Source organism: Streptomyces sp. NPDC127117, assembly GCF_042677325.1.
Classification (GTDB): domain Bacteria; phylum Actinomycetota; class Actinomycetes; order Streptomycetales; family Streptomycetaceae; genus Streptomyces.
Genome location: NZ_JBHXTM010000005.1, coordinates 102,097 through 119,208, shown reverse-complemented (window position 1 = coordinate 119,208; position 17,112 = coordinate 102,097). Strand labels below are relative to the sequence as shown.

At 71.2% G+C, this 17,112-nt stretch carries 16 protein-coding genes; 11 read left to right on the top strand and 5 right to left on the bottom strand.

The features are described from left to right. Positions 1-16: 16 nt before the first annotated feature. The 4 genes from ACFVH0_RS06780 to ACFVH0_RS06765 all read right to left on the bottom strand — a co-directional run bounded on the left by ACFVH0_RS06780 (position 17) and on the right by ACFVH0_RS06765 (position 6,841). A complete protein-coding gene (locus ACFVH0_RS06780) occupies positions 17-790 on the bottom strand; it encodes a DUF5707 domain-containing protein (protein WP_385818443.1) in 774 nt (257 codons plus the stop codon). Between the two features lie 135 nt (positions 791-925). Next, positions 926-1,852 carry a hypothetical protein gene (locus tag ACFVH0_RS06775; protein ID WP_385818441.1) on the bottom strand — a complete coding sequence of 309 codons (927 nt, stop codon included), beginning with the start codon at positions 1,850-1,852 and terminating at the stop codon, positions 926-928. Between the two features lie 189 nt (positions 1,853-2,041). After that, a complete protein-coding gene (locus tag ACFVH0_RS06770) occupies positions 2,042-5,248 on the bottom strand; it encodes a sacsin N-terminal ATP-binding-like domain-containing protein (RefSeq protein WP_385818585.1) in 3,207 nt (1,068 codons plus the stop codon). Positions 5,249-5,905: 657 nt separating this feature from the next. Further along, positions 5,906-6,841, bottom strand: a complete 936-nt coding sequence (locus ACFVH0_RS06765; protein WP_385818440.1) for a DUF3027 domain-containing protein — start codon at positions 6,839-6,841, stop codon at positions 5,906-5,908. A gap of 576 nt (positions 6,842-7,417) precedes the next feature. On the opposite strand from ACFVH0_RS06765, the gene ACFVH0_RS06760 reads away from it, so the two are divergent. Genes ACFVH0_RS06760 through ACFVH0_RS06745 form a run of 4 tightly spaced genes read left to right on the top strand, consistent with a single transcriptional unit; the run spans position 7,418 to position 10,948 of the window. After that, positions 7,418-8,839: an MFS transporter gene (locus ACFVH0_RS06760; RefSeq protein ID WP_385818439.1), complete on the top strand. Its 1,422-nt coding sequence runs from the start codon at positions 7,418-7,420 to the stop codon at positions 8,837-8,839. A 27-nt stretch (positions 8,840-8,866) separates the two neighbouring features. Next, positions 8,867-9,346 carry a DUF2771 domain-containing protein gene (locus tag ACFVH0_RS06755; RefSeq protein ID WP_385818437.1) on the top strand — a complete coding sequence of 160 codons (480 nt, stop codon included), beginning with the start codon at positions 8,867-8,869 and terminating at the stop codon, positions 9,344-9,346. A 35-nt stretch (positions 9,347-9,381) separates the two neighbouring features. Continuing rightward, complete coding sequence (locus ACFVH0_RS06750) at positions 9,382-10,089, top strand: futalosine hydrolase (RefSeq protein ID WP_385818435.1); 708 nt, start codon at positions 9,382-9,384, stop codon at positions 10,087-10,089. After that, positions 10,070-10,948 carry a 1,4-dihydroxy-6-naphthoate synthase gene (locus ACFVH0_RS06745; RefSeq protein ID WP_385818434.1) on the top strand — a complete coding sequence of 293 codons (879 nt, stop codon included), beginning with the start codon at positions 10,070-10,072 and terminating at the stop codon, positions 10,946-10,948. Before ACFVH0_RS06750 ends, ACFVH0_RS06745 begins: the two co-directional genes overlap by 20 nt. A gap of 81 nt (positions 10,949-11,029) precedes the next feature. On the opposite strand, the gene ACFVH0_RS06740 is transcribed toward ACFVH0_RS06745, so the two are convergent. Continuing rightward, on the bottom strand, positions 11,030-11,413 hold the full coding sequence (locus ACFVH0_RS06740; RefSeq protein WP_072485776.1) for a cold-shock protein: 384 nt from the start codon (positions 11,411-11,413) through the stop codon (positions 11,030-11,032). Between the two features lie 228 nt (positions 11,414-11,641). On the opposite strand from ACFVH0_RS06740, the gene ACFVH0_RS06735 reads away from it, so the two are divergent. The 7 genes from ACFVH0_RS06735 (at position 11,642) to ACFVH0_RS06705 (ending at position 17,062) form a co-directional block, all read left to right on the top strand. Continuing rightward, positions 11,642-11,866: a hypothetical protein gene (locus tag ACFVH0_RS06735; protein ID WP_385818433.1), complete on the top strand. Its 225-nt coding sequence runs from the start codon at positions 11,642-11,644 to the stop codon at positions 11,864-11,866. A 424-nt stretch (positions 11,867-12,290) separates the two neighbouring features. Next, entirely contained in the window at positions 12,291-12,689 is a 399-nt protein-coding gene (locus ACFVH0_RS06730) for a DUF6507 family protein (RefSeq protein WP_385818432.1), read from the top strand. Positions 12,690-12,694: 5 nt separating this feature from the next. Continuing rightward, positions 12,695-13,228, top strand: coding sequence for a hypothetical protein (locus tag ACFVH0_RS06725; protein WP_385818431.1), 534 nt, complete (start codon positions 12,695-12,697; stop codon positions 13,226-13,228). Between the two features lie 55 nt (positions 13,229-13,283). Then, positions 13,284-13,850 (top strand): hypothetical protein, encoded by a 567-nt coding sequence (locus ACFVH0_RS06720; protein WP_385818430.1) that lies wholly within the window; start codon positions 13,284-13,286, stop codon positions 13,848-13,850. Next, complete coding sequence (locus ACFVH0_RS06715; RefSeq protein ID WP_385818429.1) at positions 13,847-14,863, top strand: hypothetical protein; 1,017 nt, start codon at positions 13,847-13,849, stop codon at positions 14,861-14,863. The genes ACFVH0_RS06720 and ACFVH0_RS06715 overlap by 4 nt, the downstream gene beginning before the upstream one ends. A gap of 34 nt (positions 14,864-14,897) precedes the next feature. Next, positions 14,898-16,289: a DUF6177 family protein gene (locus ACFVH0_RS06710; protein ID WP_385818428.1), complete on the top strand. Its 1,392-nt coding sequence runs from the start codon at positions 14,898-14,900 to the stop codon at positions 16,287-16,289. Between the two features lie 128 nt (positions 16,290-16,417). Further along, complete coding sequence (locus ACFVH0_RS06705) at positions 16,418-17,062, top strand: hypothetical protein (RefSeq protein WP_385818426.1); 645 nt, start codon at positions 16,418-16,420, stop codon at positions 17,060-17,062. The last annotated feature ends 50 nt before the right edge of the window (positions 17,063-17,112 follow it).

The window sequence follows — 17,112 nt, the reverse complement described above, 5'->3', positions numbered from 1 at the left end:
CGCGCGGTCCCGGCCGTTACTTCACGTCGACGAAGTCGCCGGCGGTGGTGACGGCCGGGGTGGTGGACGTACCGGCGAAGCTGTAGCGCCAGTAGCCGTCGACCGAGGCCTTGGCCGTGGTCTTCAGGTTCCCCGTGCTGTTCGTCCTGATCGTCTTGACGGTGGAGTACGTGGAGCTGGTCTTCTTGCGGAACTGGAGCTTCACCGACTGGGTGGCGTAACCGTGGTACGCGTGGTCCTCCCAGTTCGCCCGCGAGAGCTTCCCGGTGACCGTGATGGTTCCGCCCTTCTTGACGGGCTCCGGCGAGGCGTTGACGGTCAGCTTCGACAGCCGCTGGATCTTCGCCGTGGCGGCGTAGTCCGAGTAGTAGCTGGAGCCGTCCTTGGCCTCCGCACCCGCGAGCACGTGCCAGGAACCGGCCAGCGCGTTCTTGTACAGGTCGACCCTCGGGTCGATGGTGATGGTGAGGGAGCAGGTGCTGGTGGTCGCGCTCGCGGCCTTGCAGGTCGCGTCGTCCTCGTTGGGCAGCAGCGCGCCGTCCATGCCCTCGTCCTGGTCCTTGCCGTGCCACAGGAGCAGCCAGCCGGTCTCGATGCCGGAGGCGTGCGAGGCGGTCACCGAGACGGTGATGGTCTTCTTGGCGGTGGTGCCCAGGACGACGTCCTTGCCACCGTTGACGGTGATCTTGGAGATGACGGGATCGGCCGTTGCCGCGTGCGCCGCCGGTACGGCGAGGGCGGACAGGACCAGGGCGCCGGAGGCCGCGGCGACGGTGGCACGAATGCGCATGGTTTTCTCCGTGGAGAAAGGCCTTGGGGGCCGGATGAGGATGCACGGGACGGATGCGTGAGCGGCGGGATCCCTCGCGGAGGGATCCCGCCGCTCACGGGTGGCCACGGGTGGCCGTGACGGTGCCGGGTGGAACTACTTCACGTCGACGAAGTCACCGGCGGTGGTGACGGCCGGGGTGCTGGCCGTACCGGCGAAGCTGTAGCGCCAGTAACCGTCGACCGAGGCCGTGACCGTGGTCTTCAGGGTGCCGGTGCTGCTCGTCTTGATCGTCTTGACCGTGGAGTACGTGGAGCTGGTCTTCTTGCGGAACTGGAGCTTCACGGACTGCGTGGCGTAGCCGTGGTAGGCCAGGTCGTCGAAGTTGGCCCGCGACAGCTTCCCGGTGACCGTGATGGTCCTGCCCTTCTTGACGGGCTCCGGAGCGGCGTTGACGGTCAGCTTCGAGAAGCGCTGGACCCTGGTGCTGCCCAGGTTGTCCTGGAGCGCGAACCCGAGCTTGGAGGGGTCGGGGTCGTTACGGTTCTCGCCGTTGTAGTCGACGGCGAAGCCCTGTCCCTTCCACGTGGTGGCGTCGGCGTTGCCGATCAGGTCGTAGACGGGCGAGACGGCGATCCGCCCGGTGCAGGTGGCGACCGTGGAGGAGACCTTCTTGCAGGTGGGGGCGGTGTCGCCGTACAGCTCGTTGGTCGGGGCGTCGAACGAGCCGCGGTAGAGGCCGACGCCGAGCTCGAAGTCCGAGGCGAAGATGTCGACGTCGGCGCCGTGCGTCACGGTGAACGTGGTCGGCACGATCTTCGTGGCGGCGGTGCCCACGGCGATCGGCTTGCCGCCGTTGACCGTGAACTTGGAGAAGACCAGGTTGAGCGGGCCTGCGGTGTCCGCGGCCGCGAGGGAGCGCGCGCCGGACTTCGCGGCGGAGCCGGACTGGGCCGCACGTGCGACATCGGCGACGGAGCCGGTCGCGCCGTGCGCGTCGCCGGCCTGGGCGGCCGACGGTACGACGAGGGCGGAGAGAGCCAGGGCGCCGCTGACGGCGGCCACGGTGGCACGAATGCGCATGTTCATTCCCCAAGTTGGAGAAGGGGCCCGCGGAGGTTGACCGCCGCAGACCCAAGATCGTCTGTGAAGCCTGGTGGCTTCACAGACGAGACCATCCTCAAACGTGAAGGGTTGTGCGGCCATTGGGGTTTTTTCGCGAATTCCCCACGCGTTCGGCCCCGGTACACCCGGGACCGGGCCCGGGGTCCGTCAGTCGAACCAGCGGTCCCGGGCCAGCTCCTGGGTCCGGGACGGGTCCTCCAGCAGCGCCGCGACCTCGAAGCGGCGCGGCCACTGCCCCGCCGCCCAGGCCAGGCCCGCCGCGACGCCCTCCAGCGTGGCGGCGTGGACCGTGCCGTCGGGGGTGCGGCGCCAGTCCAGTTCGACGCCGCCCGCGCGCAGTTCGCCGTGCTCGACGTACGCGTCCGGCGTCCCGGCGCCGAGCAGCACCCGCACCGCGTCCGGTACCCGGTGCTCCTCGCCCTCCGTCGACACCTCCGCCGCGACGCTCTCGCCGAGCCGGCGCACCTGGAACAGCTCGGCCAGGTCCGCCGCTCGCGTCGGGGCGACCGGGAGCAGCGGGAGCCCGCCGGTGAGCGGCAGCAGATCGGGGGCGTCCGCGATCACGGCGTCCGCCGCGTCGACGACCCGCACCTCGCCGTCGACCACGGCCCGCAGCTCGTCCGGCAGCGTGACCTGCTCCGGGTCGAGATCGGCCAGCGCCGTGTACAGGGAGTGCAGTTGTACGGGGCCGACCGGGCGGTCCTCGTCCGCGAGCCGGCCGAGGAGTTCGGCGGCGCCGCCCGGCTCGTCCAGCAGGGCGGCCACGGAGGTCCGTACGCCGAGGGCGCGCAGCACCTGGGCGTCGTCGAAGCCTGTGGCGTCGGCGGAGTCGTACAGCCCGGCCAGCCGGGGGTCACCGCCCGCGGCCCGCAGACCGGCGGGGCGGCGGCCGTCGAGCACCGGGTGGTCGCGCAGCCACCAGGCCGTGTACGGGCGCACCGACCGGGTGGTGCCGTCCGGCAGCAGCACCCGCACCGGCTGGGTCAGCGCGTCGCGCAGCGGCGGCCGGGCGAGCATGGCGAGCGCCTGCGGCCAGGCGTCGTCGTCGACCAGGTCCAGATCACGGACGGCGACGATCTCGGTGGCGACCGGCGGCACGGGGGTGTCGGGCAGCTGGTCGAGGATGTCCTCGCACCACACGTCCACGGCGTCCAGCAGCCCGGCGTCGTCGGGCTCGGCGAAGTCGCCCTCGCGCGGTTCCAGTTCGTCCGGGTCCAGCACCACATCGGTGGCCCGTACCAGGGCGAAGGTGGCGAGCACACCGCAGGCGGTGAGCGGCTGCTCGCCCCAGCGGTCGGCCAGCTCCTGGTCGCAGAGGGCCAGTTCGCCCTCGCGCATGATGGCCGCGAACGGGCTCGCGGGAAGCACCAGTTCGCCCGCGGGGGCCGGTTCACCGTCCTCGTCGGGAAGGGCGAGCGCGCCGAGCCAGGGCTCGTCGCCGGGTGCCAGATCGGCGTCCCGTACGAGGGTGAGCACGGTCTCGGCGAGCTCGTCGCCGTCCAGCGCGTCCTCGTCCCAGATCTCGCCCGCGTCCAGCGACCCGGCGACGGCGGCCCGCACCTGCGGGGTCGTCAGCACGGCGCGCGGGGTGGCGGGCAGGGCGCCCAGCTTCTCCAGCAGCGGATGGGCGGCGTCCGGGTGGGCGACCTTCAGCCCGAGCCGGGCGAGGCGTTCCAGCACCGGTCCGCCGGCCGCGTCGGGCAGCGGCAGCAGCACCTGGCGGGGCCCGATGGTGGTGCGGGGCATGGCCGGGGCGCCGGAGGCCGCGTCCTGCGGCGTTCCGGCCAGCGGTACGGGCAGGCCGGAGAGGCGGTCCGGGTCGATGCCGGAGAGGCTGTCGTACAGCCGCCGCCACCAGCCGGCGTCGCGTTCCAGACCGGCGAGGCGGTCGATCGCCTCGGTCAGCGGAACCCGGGCCACCTGGAGCGTGCGCAGCTCACTGCGGCGTTCCAGACCGGCGGGCAGCAGACACGGCAGGACCTCGGCGAGCACCCGTACGGTCTCGGCGCCGACCCCTTCCAGCACCTCGGCCTCGATGGGCCGCAGCGCCGCGGTGGCCGTCCCGGGTGCGCCGTCGGCCCCCGCGTCCCAGGTGTCCCACCGGTCCGGCTCGGCGCCGGGGTCGCGCGGGGCGGCGGGGGCCAGGAACGCGACGCGCGGCAGCCGCTCCAGGATCGCGCCGCGCAGCGCACCGTCCAGTTCGCCCTTGCCGAGCGGTCCCGGTACGAGGTCGATGGTGTCGACGGACACCGGCTGCCAGCCGGCGAGCAGTTCGGCGTACGCGTCGGCGGCGCGCTGCACCAGGAAGTCGGTGAGCGGTCCCGGCGCGAAGTGGCGGCGGGCGGTGTCGAGCGGCAGCGAGGCGATGAGCAGCGCGGGGATGCCGAGGGGTTCGTCGGTGGGGGTGGGCGCGTGGACGACGGGGAGGGTACGGGGTCGTACCGGGGCGCCCTCGGCGTCCACCGGGACCGCCCAGGTGACCGACCAGTGCGGGCGCAGCCGCTCCTCGCGGGGGCGGTCGGCGAGCAGCGCGGGCTCGACGGGGCCGTGGTGGGTGATGGTGCGCCAGCGGTTCGTACCGTGCGCGGAGTCCTCGACGTGGGTGTACGGGCCGTGCTCGGAGCGGCGCAGCGTCCGTACGGTGTCCGGGGTCTCGATCACGATCTCGTCGAGGCCGCGCAGGGTGAGCAGCAGGGCGTCGTCGACCGCGCCGAGCAGCCGGGCCACGAGGTCCTCGGCGCCGCCGTCGCGCAGCGGGAGGACGACGACGGTGTCGTACCCGTCGGGTGCGGTGCCCTCGGCGGGCAGCGGGAGCCGGAGCAGCGGTACGTGGCCGTCTCGGCGGCGCAGTTCGTCGCCGAGGCCGGGGCTGGCGACGGCCGTCCGTGCGGCGAGGTCGCGGGCCTCGGCGAGGGACCAGCGGACACCGCCGTGCCGGCCGACGACGGCGGGCTCGTCACTCACCGCGAGCACGGCGGCGAACCCGACGCCGAACCTGCCGACGGCTCCTTCGTGGCCCTCGCGCTTGGCGGAGGCGCGCAGGGTGGAGAGGGACTCCACGCCGGTGGCGTCGAGCGGTGCGCCGGTGTTGGCGGCGGCGAGGACGGCGGGGGTGCCCGGGGCCGCCGGGTGCAGGGTGAGCCGGAGCCGGCCGGGGACCTGTGCGCGGGCGGCGGCGTCGGCGGCGTTCTGGGCCAGCTCGACGACGAGGCGGTCGCGGTAGCCACCGAGCGCGAGGTCCTCCTCGGCGTTGGCGTCCTCGCGGAACCTGGCGGGGCCGGCCCCCCAGGCGTCGAGCACACCGCGCCGCAGCCGTGCGGTCCCGAACGGATCGGCCCCCTCGGTCGCATTCATGCTCACGCTCTGACTCCGCTCTTTCCGGTTGCGCACTGCCCGTGCCGCCAAGTGTGCGCCCGAAGGTACCGGGTCCTCGCGCCGGAGGGGGCCCGCCGAACAGCGCTTCGGCCGGTTCGGGCCCCTGGGCTCCGCGTTTGGCTCCCCCACCCTGACCGGAGGTTGCCGCACCGCCCTCCACGGCAAGGGTTCCGTCCTCGATCGCCGGACGGGCCGGGTCTGCCGGGCCGACGCGGATTGCCCGAACGGACGGAAGATCCTCGGGCGGAAGGTCCTCGGGCGTACGGAAGACCCCCGCACCGACGTAAGCCTCTCGGACCGGCGGAAGACCCCCGCACCGGCGGAAGACTCCCGGACCGACGTAAGACTCCCGGACCGGCGGAAGACCCCCGCACCGGCGGAAGACTCCCGGACCGACGTAAGACTCCCGGACCGGCGGAAGACCCCCGCACCGCCGGAAGACTCCCGGACGACGAAATCCCAGCCCTCGGCGAATCCCCGGACGGACGGCAAAACCCCGGGCCCGCAGGAAGTCGGTCCCCGGACGAGCGACAGGATCAAGCCCGTCCGGCGATCGAGGACGGACCCGGACCGCCGTAGCACCCCGCAACCCCGCCCCCGCGCCCCGCGGGAAGCCGCACCGTCGCGGGCCACCGCCTACGAGTGGCCGAGGTCCTCCGTGGGAGCGTCCGCCTCCGCCGGGACGGAGCCGGAGTCCCGGGCGGGCCGCAACGGATACTCGTCGACCTGCACCGTGTCCAGCGCATGCGGCGCCGGCTTGGGCGGCTTCGGCATCACGGCCGCCTCCGAGTGCCCACCGCACCCGTACGACAGCGACACGACCCGCCCGTCCGCCGGACCGAACTCGTTCGCGCACACCCCGAACGCCTGCCGCAGCGAGCCCGCCAACGGCACCAGGAACGCACAGGTCACGCACGAGGCCGGGGCCGCCTGGGCCATCGGTGTCTTCGCGCCGAACGCCTCGTCCCACCGGTCGGCCGCCGCATGCAGCCCGTACCGGGACAGCACCCGCGCCCGCCGCATGCCGAGCTCGTCCGCGACCGCCGCGATCGAGCCCCGGCTCGTCGTCGCGGGGCGGGTCGTCAGCTCGGCGTCCTCCGCATCGACGAGGTCGGCCAGCTCCTGCGAGACCTCGGAGACCGCGGAATTCGGCGGCGGCTCGTCCTCGCCGGTGTAGCCGGGCTCCAGGCGGATGTCGTCCGCCTCGGTGGGCAGCAGATCGCCCGGCCCCATGTCGCCGGGGCGCAGCCGCTCGCTCCACGGCACCCACTCCGGGGCGAGGAGCGCGTCGCTGCCGGGCAGCAGCACCGTTTCGTCGAGGGTGACGTTCTTCGCGCGGGAGGCCCGGGCGACCGTCACCGCCCAGCGCCAGCCCCGGTAGCCGGGCTCCTTGCACTCGAAGAAGTGGGTGACGACCCGGTCACCCTCGGAGACCACGGCCACATGCTCACCGACGACCCCCGGCGCGGCTGCCTCCTCGGCCGCCGCGCGGGCCAGGTCTACCGCCTCGGCGCACAGACGGTCGGGGACAGGGGTACGGGCCGTACGGCTTCGCGTCGTCGCAGCACTCACAGGTCTCGCTTCTCTCCTACGCCAGTCTCACGAGCGCGCCAGCACATCCATCGATTTCGGCCATGACGGGTGAGGGCGGAGCGGACCTGGGGGCCGCGTCGACGTCCACACCCGTTACTGCCTGCCTCGGGCACACCTTCTGCAACCCATTCTGCGGGATCGCCGAGAGGCGCGCGGCCGAGAACAACCGCCGGTGGCGCGCTACGCACGCTACCCTCTCCGCCGCCCCCCGCCCACCTGCCCGTCCCAAACAACGCCGGATCCCGTGCCGAACAGCATCGGATCCGGTGACGAACAACGCCATGTCCGGTGGCGGACAGCGTCGTGTCCGGTGCTGTTCCACGCCGTATCCGGTGGCGAATCAACGCCGTACCCGGTGGCGGACAGCGTCGGATCCGGTGCTGTGCCGCCCGCGAGGAACGCCCCGGGAGCCCGCGTCAGGCCGCCGCCCCGGGCCGGCCCCGGCCCATCCGGGCCCGTCCGGCCGGGGCGGACCGCTGGACCGACAGGGCCAAGTACGCCGCGCCCCGTGCCGATGCCGGTTCGCCGCCACCGTGGCTGGGGCACTATGACGAAGTGACTTCCGCCAGGTCGCACAGAGAATCCGGCCCGCTCCGCACGACGGGCCGGGCGGTCGGTCATGCCCTGCACAAGCCGTTCACCGGCACCGCGAAGGGCATCCGGAAGGCGACGCACGCGCACGGCGCCGGGGAGTCCGGGCTCGGCAAACTGATCGAACTGCACGCGGTGAACGGCGCGGGTGACGTGATGATCACGGTCGCGCTCGCCTCGACGGTCTTCTTCTCCGTACCGACGGACGAGGCCCGTGGCCGGGTCGCCCTCTACCTCGCCGTCACCATGGCGCCCTTCACGCTCCTGGCCCCCGTGATCGGCCCGCTCCTGGACCGGCTGCCGCACGGCCGGCGCGCTGCGATGGCCGGGTCGATGCTGGCCCGTGCGGTGCTGGCGCTCACCATGTCGGGCGCGGTCGCCACCGGCGGCCTGGAGCTGTATCCGGCCGCGCTGGGCGTCCTGGTCTGCTCGAAGGCGTACGGGGTGGTGCGCAGTGCCGTCGTACCGCGTCTGCTGCCGCCGCGTTTCTCCCTGGTCAAGGCGAACTCCCGGGTCACCCTGGCCGGGCTCCTGGCGACCGGGATCGCGGCCCCGATCGGGGCGGGGCTCCAGACCGTCGGGCCGGGCTGGCCGCTGTACGGGGCGTGCGTGATCTTCCTCGGCGGGACCGTGCTCGCCTTCACACTGCCGCACAAGGTCGACTCCGCGAAGGGCGAGCGGAAGGCCCAGCTGGTGCCGCCGCACGGCCTGGCGGTCTCCCGGAGCGAGTCGGGGCGCGGCGGGCGGCCGGGCCGGGCGGGGCGCCGGGAGCGGAACGGCGAGAAGCGGCCGGGGCTGCGATCCGTGGGCCCGTCCGTGCTGAACGGGCTCCAGGCCAACTCCGCGCACCGCGCGCTCTCCGGCTTCCTGATCTTCTTCCTGGCGTTCCTGCTGCGCGAGCAACCGCTCGCCGGGCAGAGTGCCGCCGTCTCGCTCGGCATCGCCGGCGTCGCGGCCGGCGTGGGCAACGCGTCCGGTACGGCGGTCGGCTCCTGGCTGCGGGCCCGCGCCCCCGAGGCGATCGTCGTCTCGGTGCTGGCCCTGGCCCTGGGGGTCGCGGTGCTCGCCGCGCTCTTCTTCAGCACGGTCATGGTCGCCGCGCTCAGCGCCACCGCGGGTTTCACGCTGGCCCTGTCGAAGCTCTCGCTGGACGCGATGATCCAGCGCGACGTACCCGAAGAGGTACGCAGCTCCGCGTTCGCCCGGTCCGAGACCGTGCTCCAGATGGCCTGGGTGGTCGGCGGCGGCATCGGCATCGCCCTCCCCCTCAACGGCGTACTGGGCATGTCGGTCGCCGCGGGCATCCTCGCCCTCGGCGCCGCAACGTCCGTACGGGGTCTGCTCAGCGCGGCGCGCCGCGGCTCGCCGCACCCCCGCGTGGCGTGAACCGGAGCGACCGATAGCCTTCGGCCCATGACCGTTGCGTTCTTCTCCGGTAAGGGCCGCCGAATCGGCGTCGCTCTTGGTGCCGTGTCCGCGGGACTCCTTGTCCTCTCCGCCTGCGACAAGCCGACGCCGCTCGCGACCGTAACGGTCGGCGGCAACTCGGTGAGCGCCGAGGCGTCCTGCTACAACGACGGCGACGCGCTCAAGCCGTCCGAGTACCAGAGCTGCCTCAACAAGAAGGCGGAGAAGTCCGTCGAGGTCGCGATGGACGACAAGGTCCGCTTCGGCGTCGACCCCGAGGTCGCGGACAACGGCTGGACCCTGTTCATCAACGGTCAGCAGGCCGAGCAGGAGCCGTACAAGAAGACCTACCGGTCCATCCCGGGCAGCGCCTTCTTCTCCAGCCAGACCGGCGAGACCACGGACAAGACGCAGATCAGCATCGTGGAGACCAACGGCAAGAAGCTCGTCGGCATCTGGCACTTCGAGCTGAAGAAGACCTCCTGATCCCCTCCCCCTCCTGACCTCGGAGGATTCGCCCCGTGCGTGTGCTCGTCGTGACCGCTGTCCCAGCAGAACGGGACGCGGTCACGCGCGCGTTCGGGGACGTTCCCGAGGCGCGGGTGCACCATGTCCCCGGCGCCGAACTCCACCGCGCGGGCCCCTTCGACGTCCTGGCGGGCGGCGCCGGACCGGCCGCCGCGGCGGCCTCGGCGGCCTTCGCTCTGGCCTCGGACGAGGGCTACGGCCTGGTGATCTCGGCCGGCATCGGCGGCGGGTTCGCCGGCGTCGCACCGGTCGGCTCCCTGGTGGTGGCCGGCCGCATCGGCGCGGCGGACCTGGGCGCCGAGACCGCGACGGGCTTCGTGCCGGTCACCGAGCTGGGCTTCGGCCGCGCATGGCATCTCCCGCCGCGGTCGCTGGTACGGGAGGTGGCCGCCGCCACCGGCGCGCTCACCGGTGACATCCTCACCGTCTCCACCGTGACCGGCTCCGCCGACCGCGCCGCCACCCTGCTCGCCGCGCACCCCTCGGCCGCCGCCGAGTCCATGGAGGGCTTCGGGGTCGCGGAGGCAGCCGCGCTCGTCGGCCTGCCCGTCCTGGAGATCAGGGCGGTCTCGAACGCCGTGGGCCCGCGCGACCGGGACGCCTGGCGCATCGGCGACGCGCTGGCCGCGCTCACCGGGGCGTTCGGGAAGCTCGTACCCGTACTGGAAGGTTGGACCCACCATGACCGACACGACGCCTGACCCGTCGAACGATCCGTCGAACCCGCTGCGGATCGCCTTCTCGCCCTGCCCGAACGACACCTTCGTCTTCGACGCCTGGGCGCACGGAAGGGTGCCCGGTGCGCCCGCGCTCGATGTCACCTTCGCGGACATCGACATCACCAACGGCATGGCCGAGCGCGGCGAGCTCGACGTCCTCAAGGTCTCGTACGCGGTGCTGCCGTGGGTGCTCGACGAGTACGCGCTGCTGCCGTGCGGCGGGGCGCTGGGGCGGGGCTGCGGTCCGCTGGTCCTCACCAAGGAGGCGGGCACCGACCTGACGGGAAAGACCGTCGCCGTACCGAGCGAGCGCTCCACCGCCTACCTGCTGTTCCGCCTCTGGGCGGCCGAGGTGGTGCCGGGCGGTGTCGGCGAAATCGTCGTGATGCCGTTCGACGAGATCATGCCCGCCGTGCGCGACGGGAAGGTGGACGCCGGTCTCGTCATCCATGAGGCCCGGTTCACCTACCAGAACTACGGGCTGCACAACCTCGCGGACATGGGCCGGCACTGGGAGGAGACGACCGGGCTGCCGATCCCGCTCGGCGCGATCATCGCCAAGCGCTCGCTGGGCGAGGACACGCTGAAGCTGCTCGCCGACTCGGTGCGCACCTCGGTGCGGATGGCCTGGGACGACCCGGAGGCGTCCCGGCCCTACGTGCTGGCGCACGCCCAGGAGATGGACCCGGCCGTGGCGGACCAGCACATCGGGCTGTACGTCAACGAGTTCACCGCCGACCTGGGCGAGGACGGCTACGCGGCGATCCGCGGACTGCTGACCCGCGCGGCGGCCGAGGGACTGGTACCGCCCCTCGGCCCCGACGCACTGTCGTTCGTCTGAGCCTCGCGTTCGCCCAGGATCACGAGTCGAGCAGGACGGGATCCCGCATCACGCGGGATCCGATGTCGAGCGGGGCGGGATTCAGACGTCCAGCTGGTCGGCGACCGCGCGCAGCAGGCCGCCGATCTTCTTCCCGGCCGCCTTGTCGGGGTAGCGGCCGCGCTCCAGCATCGGCGTGATGTTCTCCAGCAGGGTCGTCAGGTCCTGCACGATGGACGCCAGCTCGTCCGGCTTGCGGCGCTGCGCGGCCGCGACGGACGGAGTCGGGTCCAGGATCGCCACCGAGAGCGCCTGGTCACCTCGCTGACCTGCGACGACCCCGAATTCGACGCGTTGGCCGGGCTTGAGTGCGTCGACGCCGTCGGGGAGCACGGAGGAGTGCACGAAGACGTCGCCGCCGTCGTCGCGGGAGAGGAAGCCGAAGCCCTTCTCGCTGTTGAACCACTTGACCTTGCCAGTCGGCAAAGCACGCACCCCATCTCAACCCGTATGCAACCTGTATGCCGGAACCCGGAAACAAAGCCTCAGCAGGTCAGGCTATCCAGTGGTGGTGCTCCCCTGCTGGCAGCAGCCTCCCCAGGGGGAGTACCCCTCGTCAAGCCTGGTCATCCGGACTCTGTCCGGAAACGGCGCTTGCTTTCCGCGCCGGTGGCCGCGGGGCGGTTCGCCGCCGCCGGGAACTACCCTGGCCGGGTGACTACTACACCTTCTGGCGCAGGTGACCGGCTGGTCCGGATCGGCGCGATCGTCTTCTTCCTCGGCGCACTGTCCACCCTGGTCACAATGGCGCCCCTCTTCCTCGGCACCCACCCGCTGCCGTCCATCGCCTGGTCGCTGTGCATGCTGATGGGCGTCGGCTTCCTGATCGCCGCGGCAGGCGTGATCCGGTCGGTGCGCGCGGGGGCGGCGAAGCGGTAGCACCGCGACACCGGGCACCGGGTGGCCGCTTCGGCCACGAGTCCTGGGCGGGGCTGACAGGTTCAGGCTGACCGGCCCTGGACAGGGCACTCATGAACGAGAGCATCGCCGGCCAGGAGAGAACGGACCCATCCGACTTCCCTTTCGCAAACAATGCAGGCGGCTCCGCCCGGCCACCCGGCCACCGCCCCACCGGCAACGACCGGAGACCGATCAGCCACTGCGAGCTGGCAACCAGCGAGAACCCCGATCGCCACAGGATTCCGGCGGCAACGCCGCGTATCCAGACCGACACGCGTTTGGCTTGAAGTGCGTTGCCAATGCTACGGACGCCTTGATACAGATGAAGATCCTGTTGCCAGTGGCACGCATGCTGCCGGGCACAGTCGATGGGACGTATCAGCGGGGGACGCAGGGGGGTGGCGTGACGGGGTGGGACATCAGGCCGAGCGGGGTGGAGTCCGTTCTGTCGTTGGTGGGGCTGGCGGCCGATGACCTGAGCAAGGGCGTCAGGGGCTACGGCGAGAGCGTGGAGGATGCCGCGCTGCACGCGGGGACGATCAGCGGGCCGTACTGCGGCGAGGCGCCCTCGGGCCCGGTGGGCGCCGCGGTGGTGAACTTCATCTCCGACACCCAGCAGCAGATCAGGTTCATGGCCGCCCGTACGAAGAAGTCGATGGACGGCACGGTCAAGGCCACCACCGAGTACATCGAGGGCGATCTGGCCATGGCCGCCCGCGCCCAGCGCGAGGCGGCGAAGGCCCCGACCCTCGCCGAGATCAGGGCGGTCGGGCAGAAGTCCGGCCACCGGGGCGGGAAGTAACCGCCGTGATCGAACCGGGTGGGATCCCCCAGTACACCGGTGACTTCGGCCAGTTGGAGAAGGCCGCGTGCGGTCTCCGTACGCATGCCACGGGCATCCGGACGGGCGGAAAGGACGTCCACTCCCGATTCCAGGCGACGGCCGCGTACTACAAGGCCCCCGAGGCCGAGAAGCTGTTCTCCTCGACCCAGCCGGTCATGGACACGGCCGATGAGTTCGCCGGGGACATCGAGTCACTGGCCGACGCCTTGGACACCTTCGTCTTCGAGGCCAAGCCGCACGCCGACCGGCTCAAGCAGCTGAGGCTGGACGCGATCGACTTCGTCGACAGCGTCCGGGGCGACGACGACTGGACCGAGGACAAGAGCAAGACCGACAAGCACCAGGCGTTGATGGACGGTGTGGCGACAGCGTGCGAGGGCTTCCAGGAAGCCGAACGCAACGCGGCCAACAAGATCGACGCACTCAGCCCGGGGGCCTGCCGCCCCGCGTGGATCATCGACGACGGCACTCACGGGCTCGGCACAACGCGTCCGTGACGCGATCAAGGGAATCCCTGGCCAGCAACGGCCGAAGCCCAATGTCCTTGACAGGGTGCTCGACCGGCTCGCTTCGGAGCCCGACGGCCAACGGGTCGCCGATGTCATCGCCTCTGGGCAATTCAATCAAAGCGACAAGTTCGGGCACGTCATATCATCACTGGGAGCAAAAAGGGAACAAATGTTCCAGCCCAGCGCCGATCAAATCATCTTTGCGGACGACTTGGTCAGGAGCGGCGTGCCCGGGCACTCCATCGACTTTGAGCAGAAGGTTCCGGTCGGTGCCGACATGGACGTCCGCATCAAGGACGAGTCCGGTGCCGTCTACGCCTACCAGATGAAACACCTCAACAACCCCATGGATGAGATCAGCGAGATCACCAGAGGCCATAACCTGCTCCAGCTGGCGAGAGCCGAAGCTGACCACCACGTGCTGCTCGTGGACGGTGGCCGAGGAACTCGCGCGGACTGGATATCGAACGGCTCATACGATGCCCTGATGGACATCCATCGCGGCGGGAATGGGCCGAAGGGCGAAGGTATCGCATTTGTCGTACGTCTGGAGGACGGAACCCTCGTGATCCCTCCCGGCAGCAAGCTCGACCCCAAGGACATGTTGTGATCTCCTCGACCCCGATCGGCGACTGGACGTGGGAACTTACTGCGGACAGTGGTGAGATCCGGCCCACCCGAGCCGCACAGATCGCGGCAGCGATCTGGAACGAGCTGGCTGAACGGGAGCTCGCTCTGCCCGGAGGGAAAGCCAACGTTCGAGTCATGGACCGGGACAATCCGCGTGATGTCCACCTCGATGTGAAAGACATGCGCGTAGGGACGGCCCCCCTAGCTCCGCAATCGGCCCTTGCGCAGGCCGTGGCGCAAGCCGAGGCTCTTGATGGGAACTTCATCGTCATCATCCGCATCGAATGCCCTGGCTTGTGGCTGGAGCCAGGATTCAAGTATCGCGCGGAGAAACTGTTCGCAATCCATCTGGAAGTTTGGGGCGGCAAGCTGCTTGCCGTGACGTTGGATACGTACTCCGACGCCTGGCTGACGAGGGACACACGCGACCGAGAACAGCCTGAGGTGTACGCGGCGAACGCTCCCCGGCTCGCTGCCGCACTGCAGGGCATCTCGGCGCTGCTCGGCAGTGCGCCCACGCCCGGGGACGAGAACCGCTACGCAGCACCGAGCGAGACCGGATTCAAGGACCTGCGGAACGAGGGTCCTGCCTACGACGATTCCTGGGGAACCTTCGAAGGGCTCAACCGGGCAAGCCTGCTGCAGTCCCGCATTCCGCAGTCCGAGGACGAGTACGAGCAGGTCACCGAGCACCCGGTCCGGTACTTCACCATTCAGCGGGACGGAAGGACGCTCGGCTTCGTCTGGGCTTCCGTCGGCGATGCCGCCGCCGGTTATTTCCCTCGGACCGCAGCCGGAGACGATGCATTCGACGTGGGAGCGGACTGGCTGTTGGCCTTGCGAGAAGCCCATGGACAAGGGCTCGCCCCGCTCGCGGCGCTGGACTGGCTGGCCAAGCAACCAACCCGACCCGAAATCGGCGTGATCTCCGAGGACACCCCCCAAGAGGCATCGTCTTCGGACGTCTTGGAGGAGTTGTCGGGTCGGTACTGACACCTGCCCCCACTTCTCGTACCAGGAGCAGCCGATGACCCAGGACGTCATAGCCCTCACCCCGCAGATGCCGGACACCGGAACAGTGCTGGCCGGGCTCCTCGCCGGCGGTCCCGATCTGCTCGTGAACCGGGCCGGCGACGGGTCCGTCGCTCAGCTGTGCACGGCTGCCGGGCAGGCGTTGGTGTCGCTCGAAGCGCCCCGGTACGTGCAAGTGCCGGGCGAGGTGGCCCGGCTGCTCGGGCCCGACGTGCACGCGGAGTCGCCCGTGTGGTGGACCGAGGTGCGGGCGACCAGCTCCGTGGAGGGGGCCGCGCGGCTGGCCGGGTCCGTCGCCGGGCGGCTGGTCGCCGTGCACGGGGGCGATGTCTGGCCGCGCGAGGCCGGTCACACCGAGGTCGTGACCGACCTCGCCGACGCCGTCGCGGAAGCGACACCTCTGGGCGTCGACCTGCTCACCGAGAAGGCCGCCGTCGTCATCCAGGGCCGCCCCGTGATCGCTGCCACGACCTGGCTGACCGACGTGGTGCGCAACGCGGCCCGCACCGGATACGAACTCCAGCTCGTCACCCCGCCCAGCACCCGGCTCACCTTCCCCGCCCGCACGCTGCTGGACGGGCTGCCCTCCCGCTGGGTCGTGAGCGACCCCGAATGCGGGTACTACGACGGCCTTTCCGGATCCGTACTGCACTGGCACGACGGGCGATTCACCCACGCCGCCGCCGACAGCCCCCGGATCGCGGACGCCTTCCGGCCCCGTACCGGCACCGAGGACGAACAGCAACTGCTGCTCTCCATCCGTACGGTCCACCCCGCCGACGAACATCTCGTCCTGGGCGGCGCCCTGGAACAGGCCTGGCGCACCCTCACCGGAGCCCCGCCCGCCGGATGGGCAACCTCCGAACCCGTCAGCGTGCCATGGTCACCAAGGCAGTTGACCGACCTGGCCCGCACCCGCGCCCAGCAGTCCCTGCCCACCTGGGCCGTCGCGATCGGCACCCCCGACCGCCCGGCGGTCGCCACCGTGCGCACCGCCCGCACCCACCTCGGCGTCGAGGAGCACATCACGCTGGCCGTCGGCTACCGCGCCGGTCAGAGCACTCCGGTGGACACCATTCCCGAGCTGGCCGAATCCCTGGCCGCCAGGCACAACCTCGCCACGATGATCGTCCAACTACGCACCGCACGCGCCGATCTGACCACCTCGGCCCACCACGAGCCGCCTCCGGTGCCGCTCTCCTTCACCCTCGGCCGCGACGCCGTGGCCGAGCTCGATGCGGACCGCACACCCTTCGCCCCGACCCGGCTCGGCCCTGCCGCCCGGCCTGCCCTGCACTACGCACTCGGCGAAGGCACCGACCCCGCCGCCTGGCAGCGCCTGCGACAGATCAACGACTACTTGGCCACCAGCACCAGTGGAAGCTGAACCCCCGCACAGGCTAGGCGCGTTCGCGCTGCACAGGAATGCCGCTGTGAAACCACGGCCAGGCCAGCACACACCGCCATGGGCCCCCACTCCCCCACAGACGCGCCTGGTTCTCTCTGGAGGCTCTTGTGTCGACCTTGAAACGTGCGCCGCAGGAATGCGGTTCCTGGTACTGGGATCTCTACGACACCGCTGCACCGGGGCTGGAATCGGCTCTCCTGGTCGCGGCGCGGATGTGTGACGTACTGACCCGACTGGAGCTCCTCGCCCCCATCGAGCTCAAGTACAGCTGGTACGTTCTGGACATCGGGCCGACCGGCATCACAAGCACTCTTGAGCTCACCGGGCCGCTGGGGGATCCGAGCGTTCCAGGGCGGGTGCGTGGCAGCCGCCCCTCTGCATACCCCTCCGCCGACATCGCGGACATTGATGTGATCGGCCCGGGTACATGGATCGACGCGGCCGGGCAGCCCCGGAAGGAGCCACAGTTGGTCGGCCTTTCCCTCTCCACCGCACCCACCGGCCTCTCGGCCGAACTGTCGGTGCACCACGACATCTGGGGGTGGTACGACTTCACGGGACGCCCGCACCCCGAGGTCTACCGGAACAACGCTCCACGGCTCACCGCCGCCCTGGAAGAAATCGGCTCCCTGCTCGGCACCCCTCCCGAACTGGGCGAGCCGACGTACTTCGGAGTCGCCACGCCCGCGGGGCTCGCAACGCCGGACGCATACGAGGACGGCCTGGGACCTGATCTGACCAGCAGACTCTGACGAGAAAGCACCCGCCGGCGGGTCGGCGACCTCGCGGTACCCAGCAATGG

What these genes read in the sequence shown, in the direction of transcription:
- ACFVH0_RS06780 (WP_385818443.1), bottom strand. Translation starts at nt 790, where the DNA reads ATGCGCATTCGTGCCACCGTCGCCGCGGCCTCCGGCGCCCTGGTCCTG.
- ACFVH0_RS06775 (WP_385818441.1), bottom strand. Translation starts at nt 1,852, where the DNA reads ATGCGCATTCGTGCCACCGTGGCCGCCGTCAGCGGCGCCCTGGCTCTC.
- ACFVH0_RS06770 (WP_385818585.1), bottom strand. Translation starts at nt 5,248, where the DNA reads ATGAATGCGACCGAGGGGGCCGATCCGTTCGGGACCGCACGGCTGCGG.
- ACFVH0_RS06755 (WP_385818437.1), top strand. Translation starts at nt 8,867, where the DNA reads ATGACCGTTGCGTTCTTCTCCGGTAAGGGCCGCCGAATCGGCGTCGCT.
- ACFVH0_RS06745 (WP_385818434.1), top strand. Translation starts at nt 10,070, where the DNA reads ATGACCGACACGACGCCTGACCCGTCGAACGATCCGTCGAACCCGCTG.
- ACFVH0_RS06710 (WP_385818428.1), top strand. Translation starts at nt 14,898, where the DNA reads ATGACCCAGGACGTCATAGCCCTCACCCCGCAGATGCCGGACACCGGA.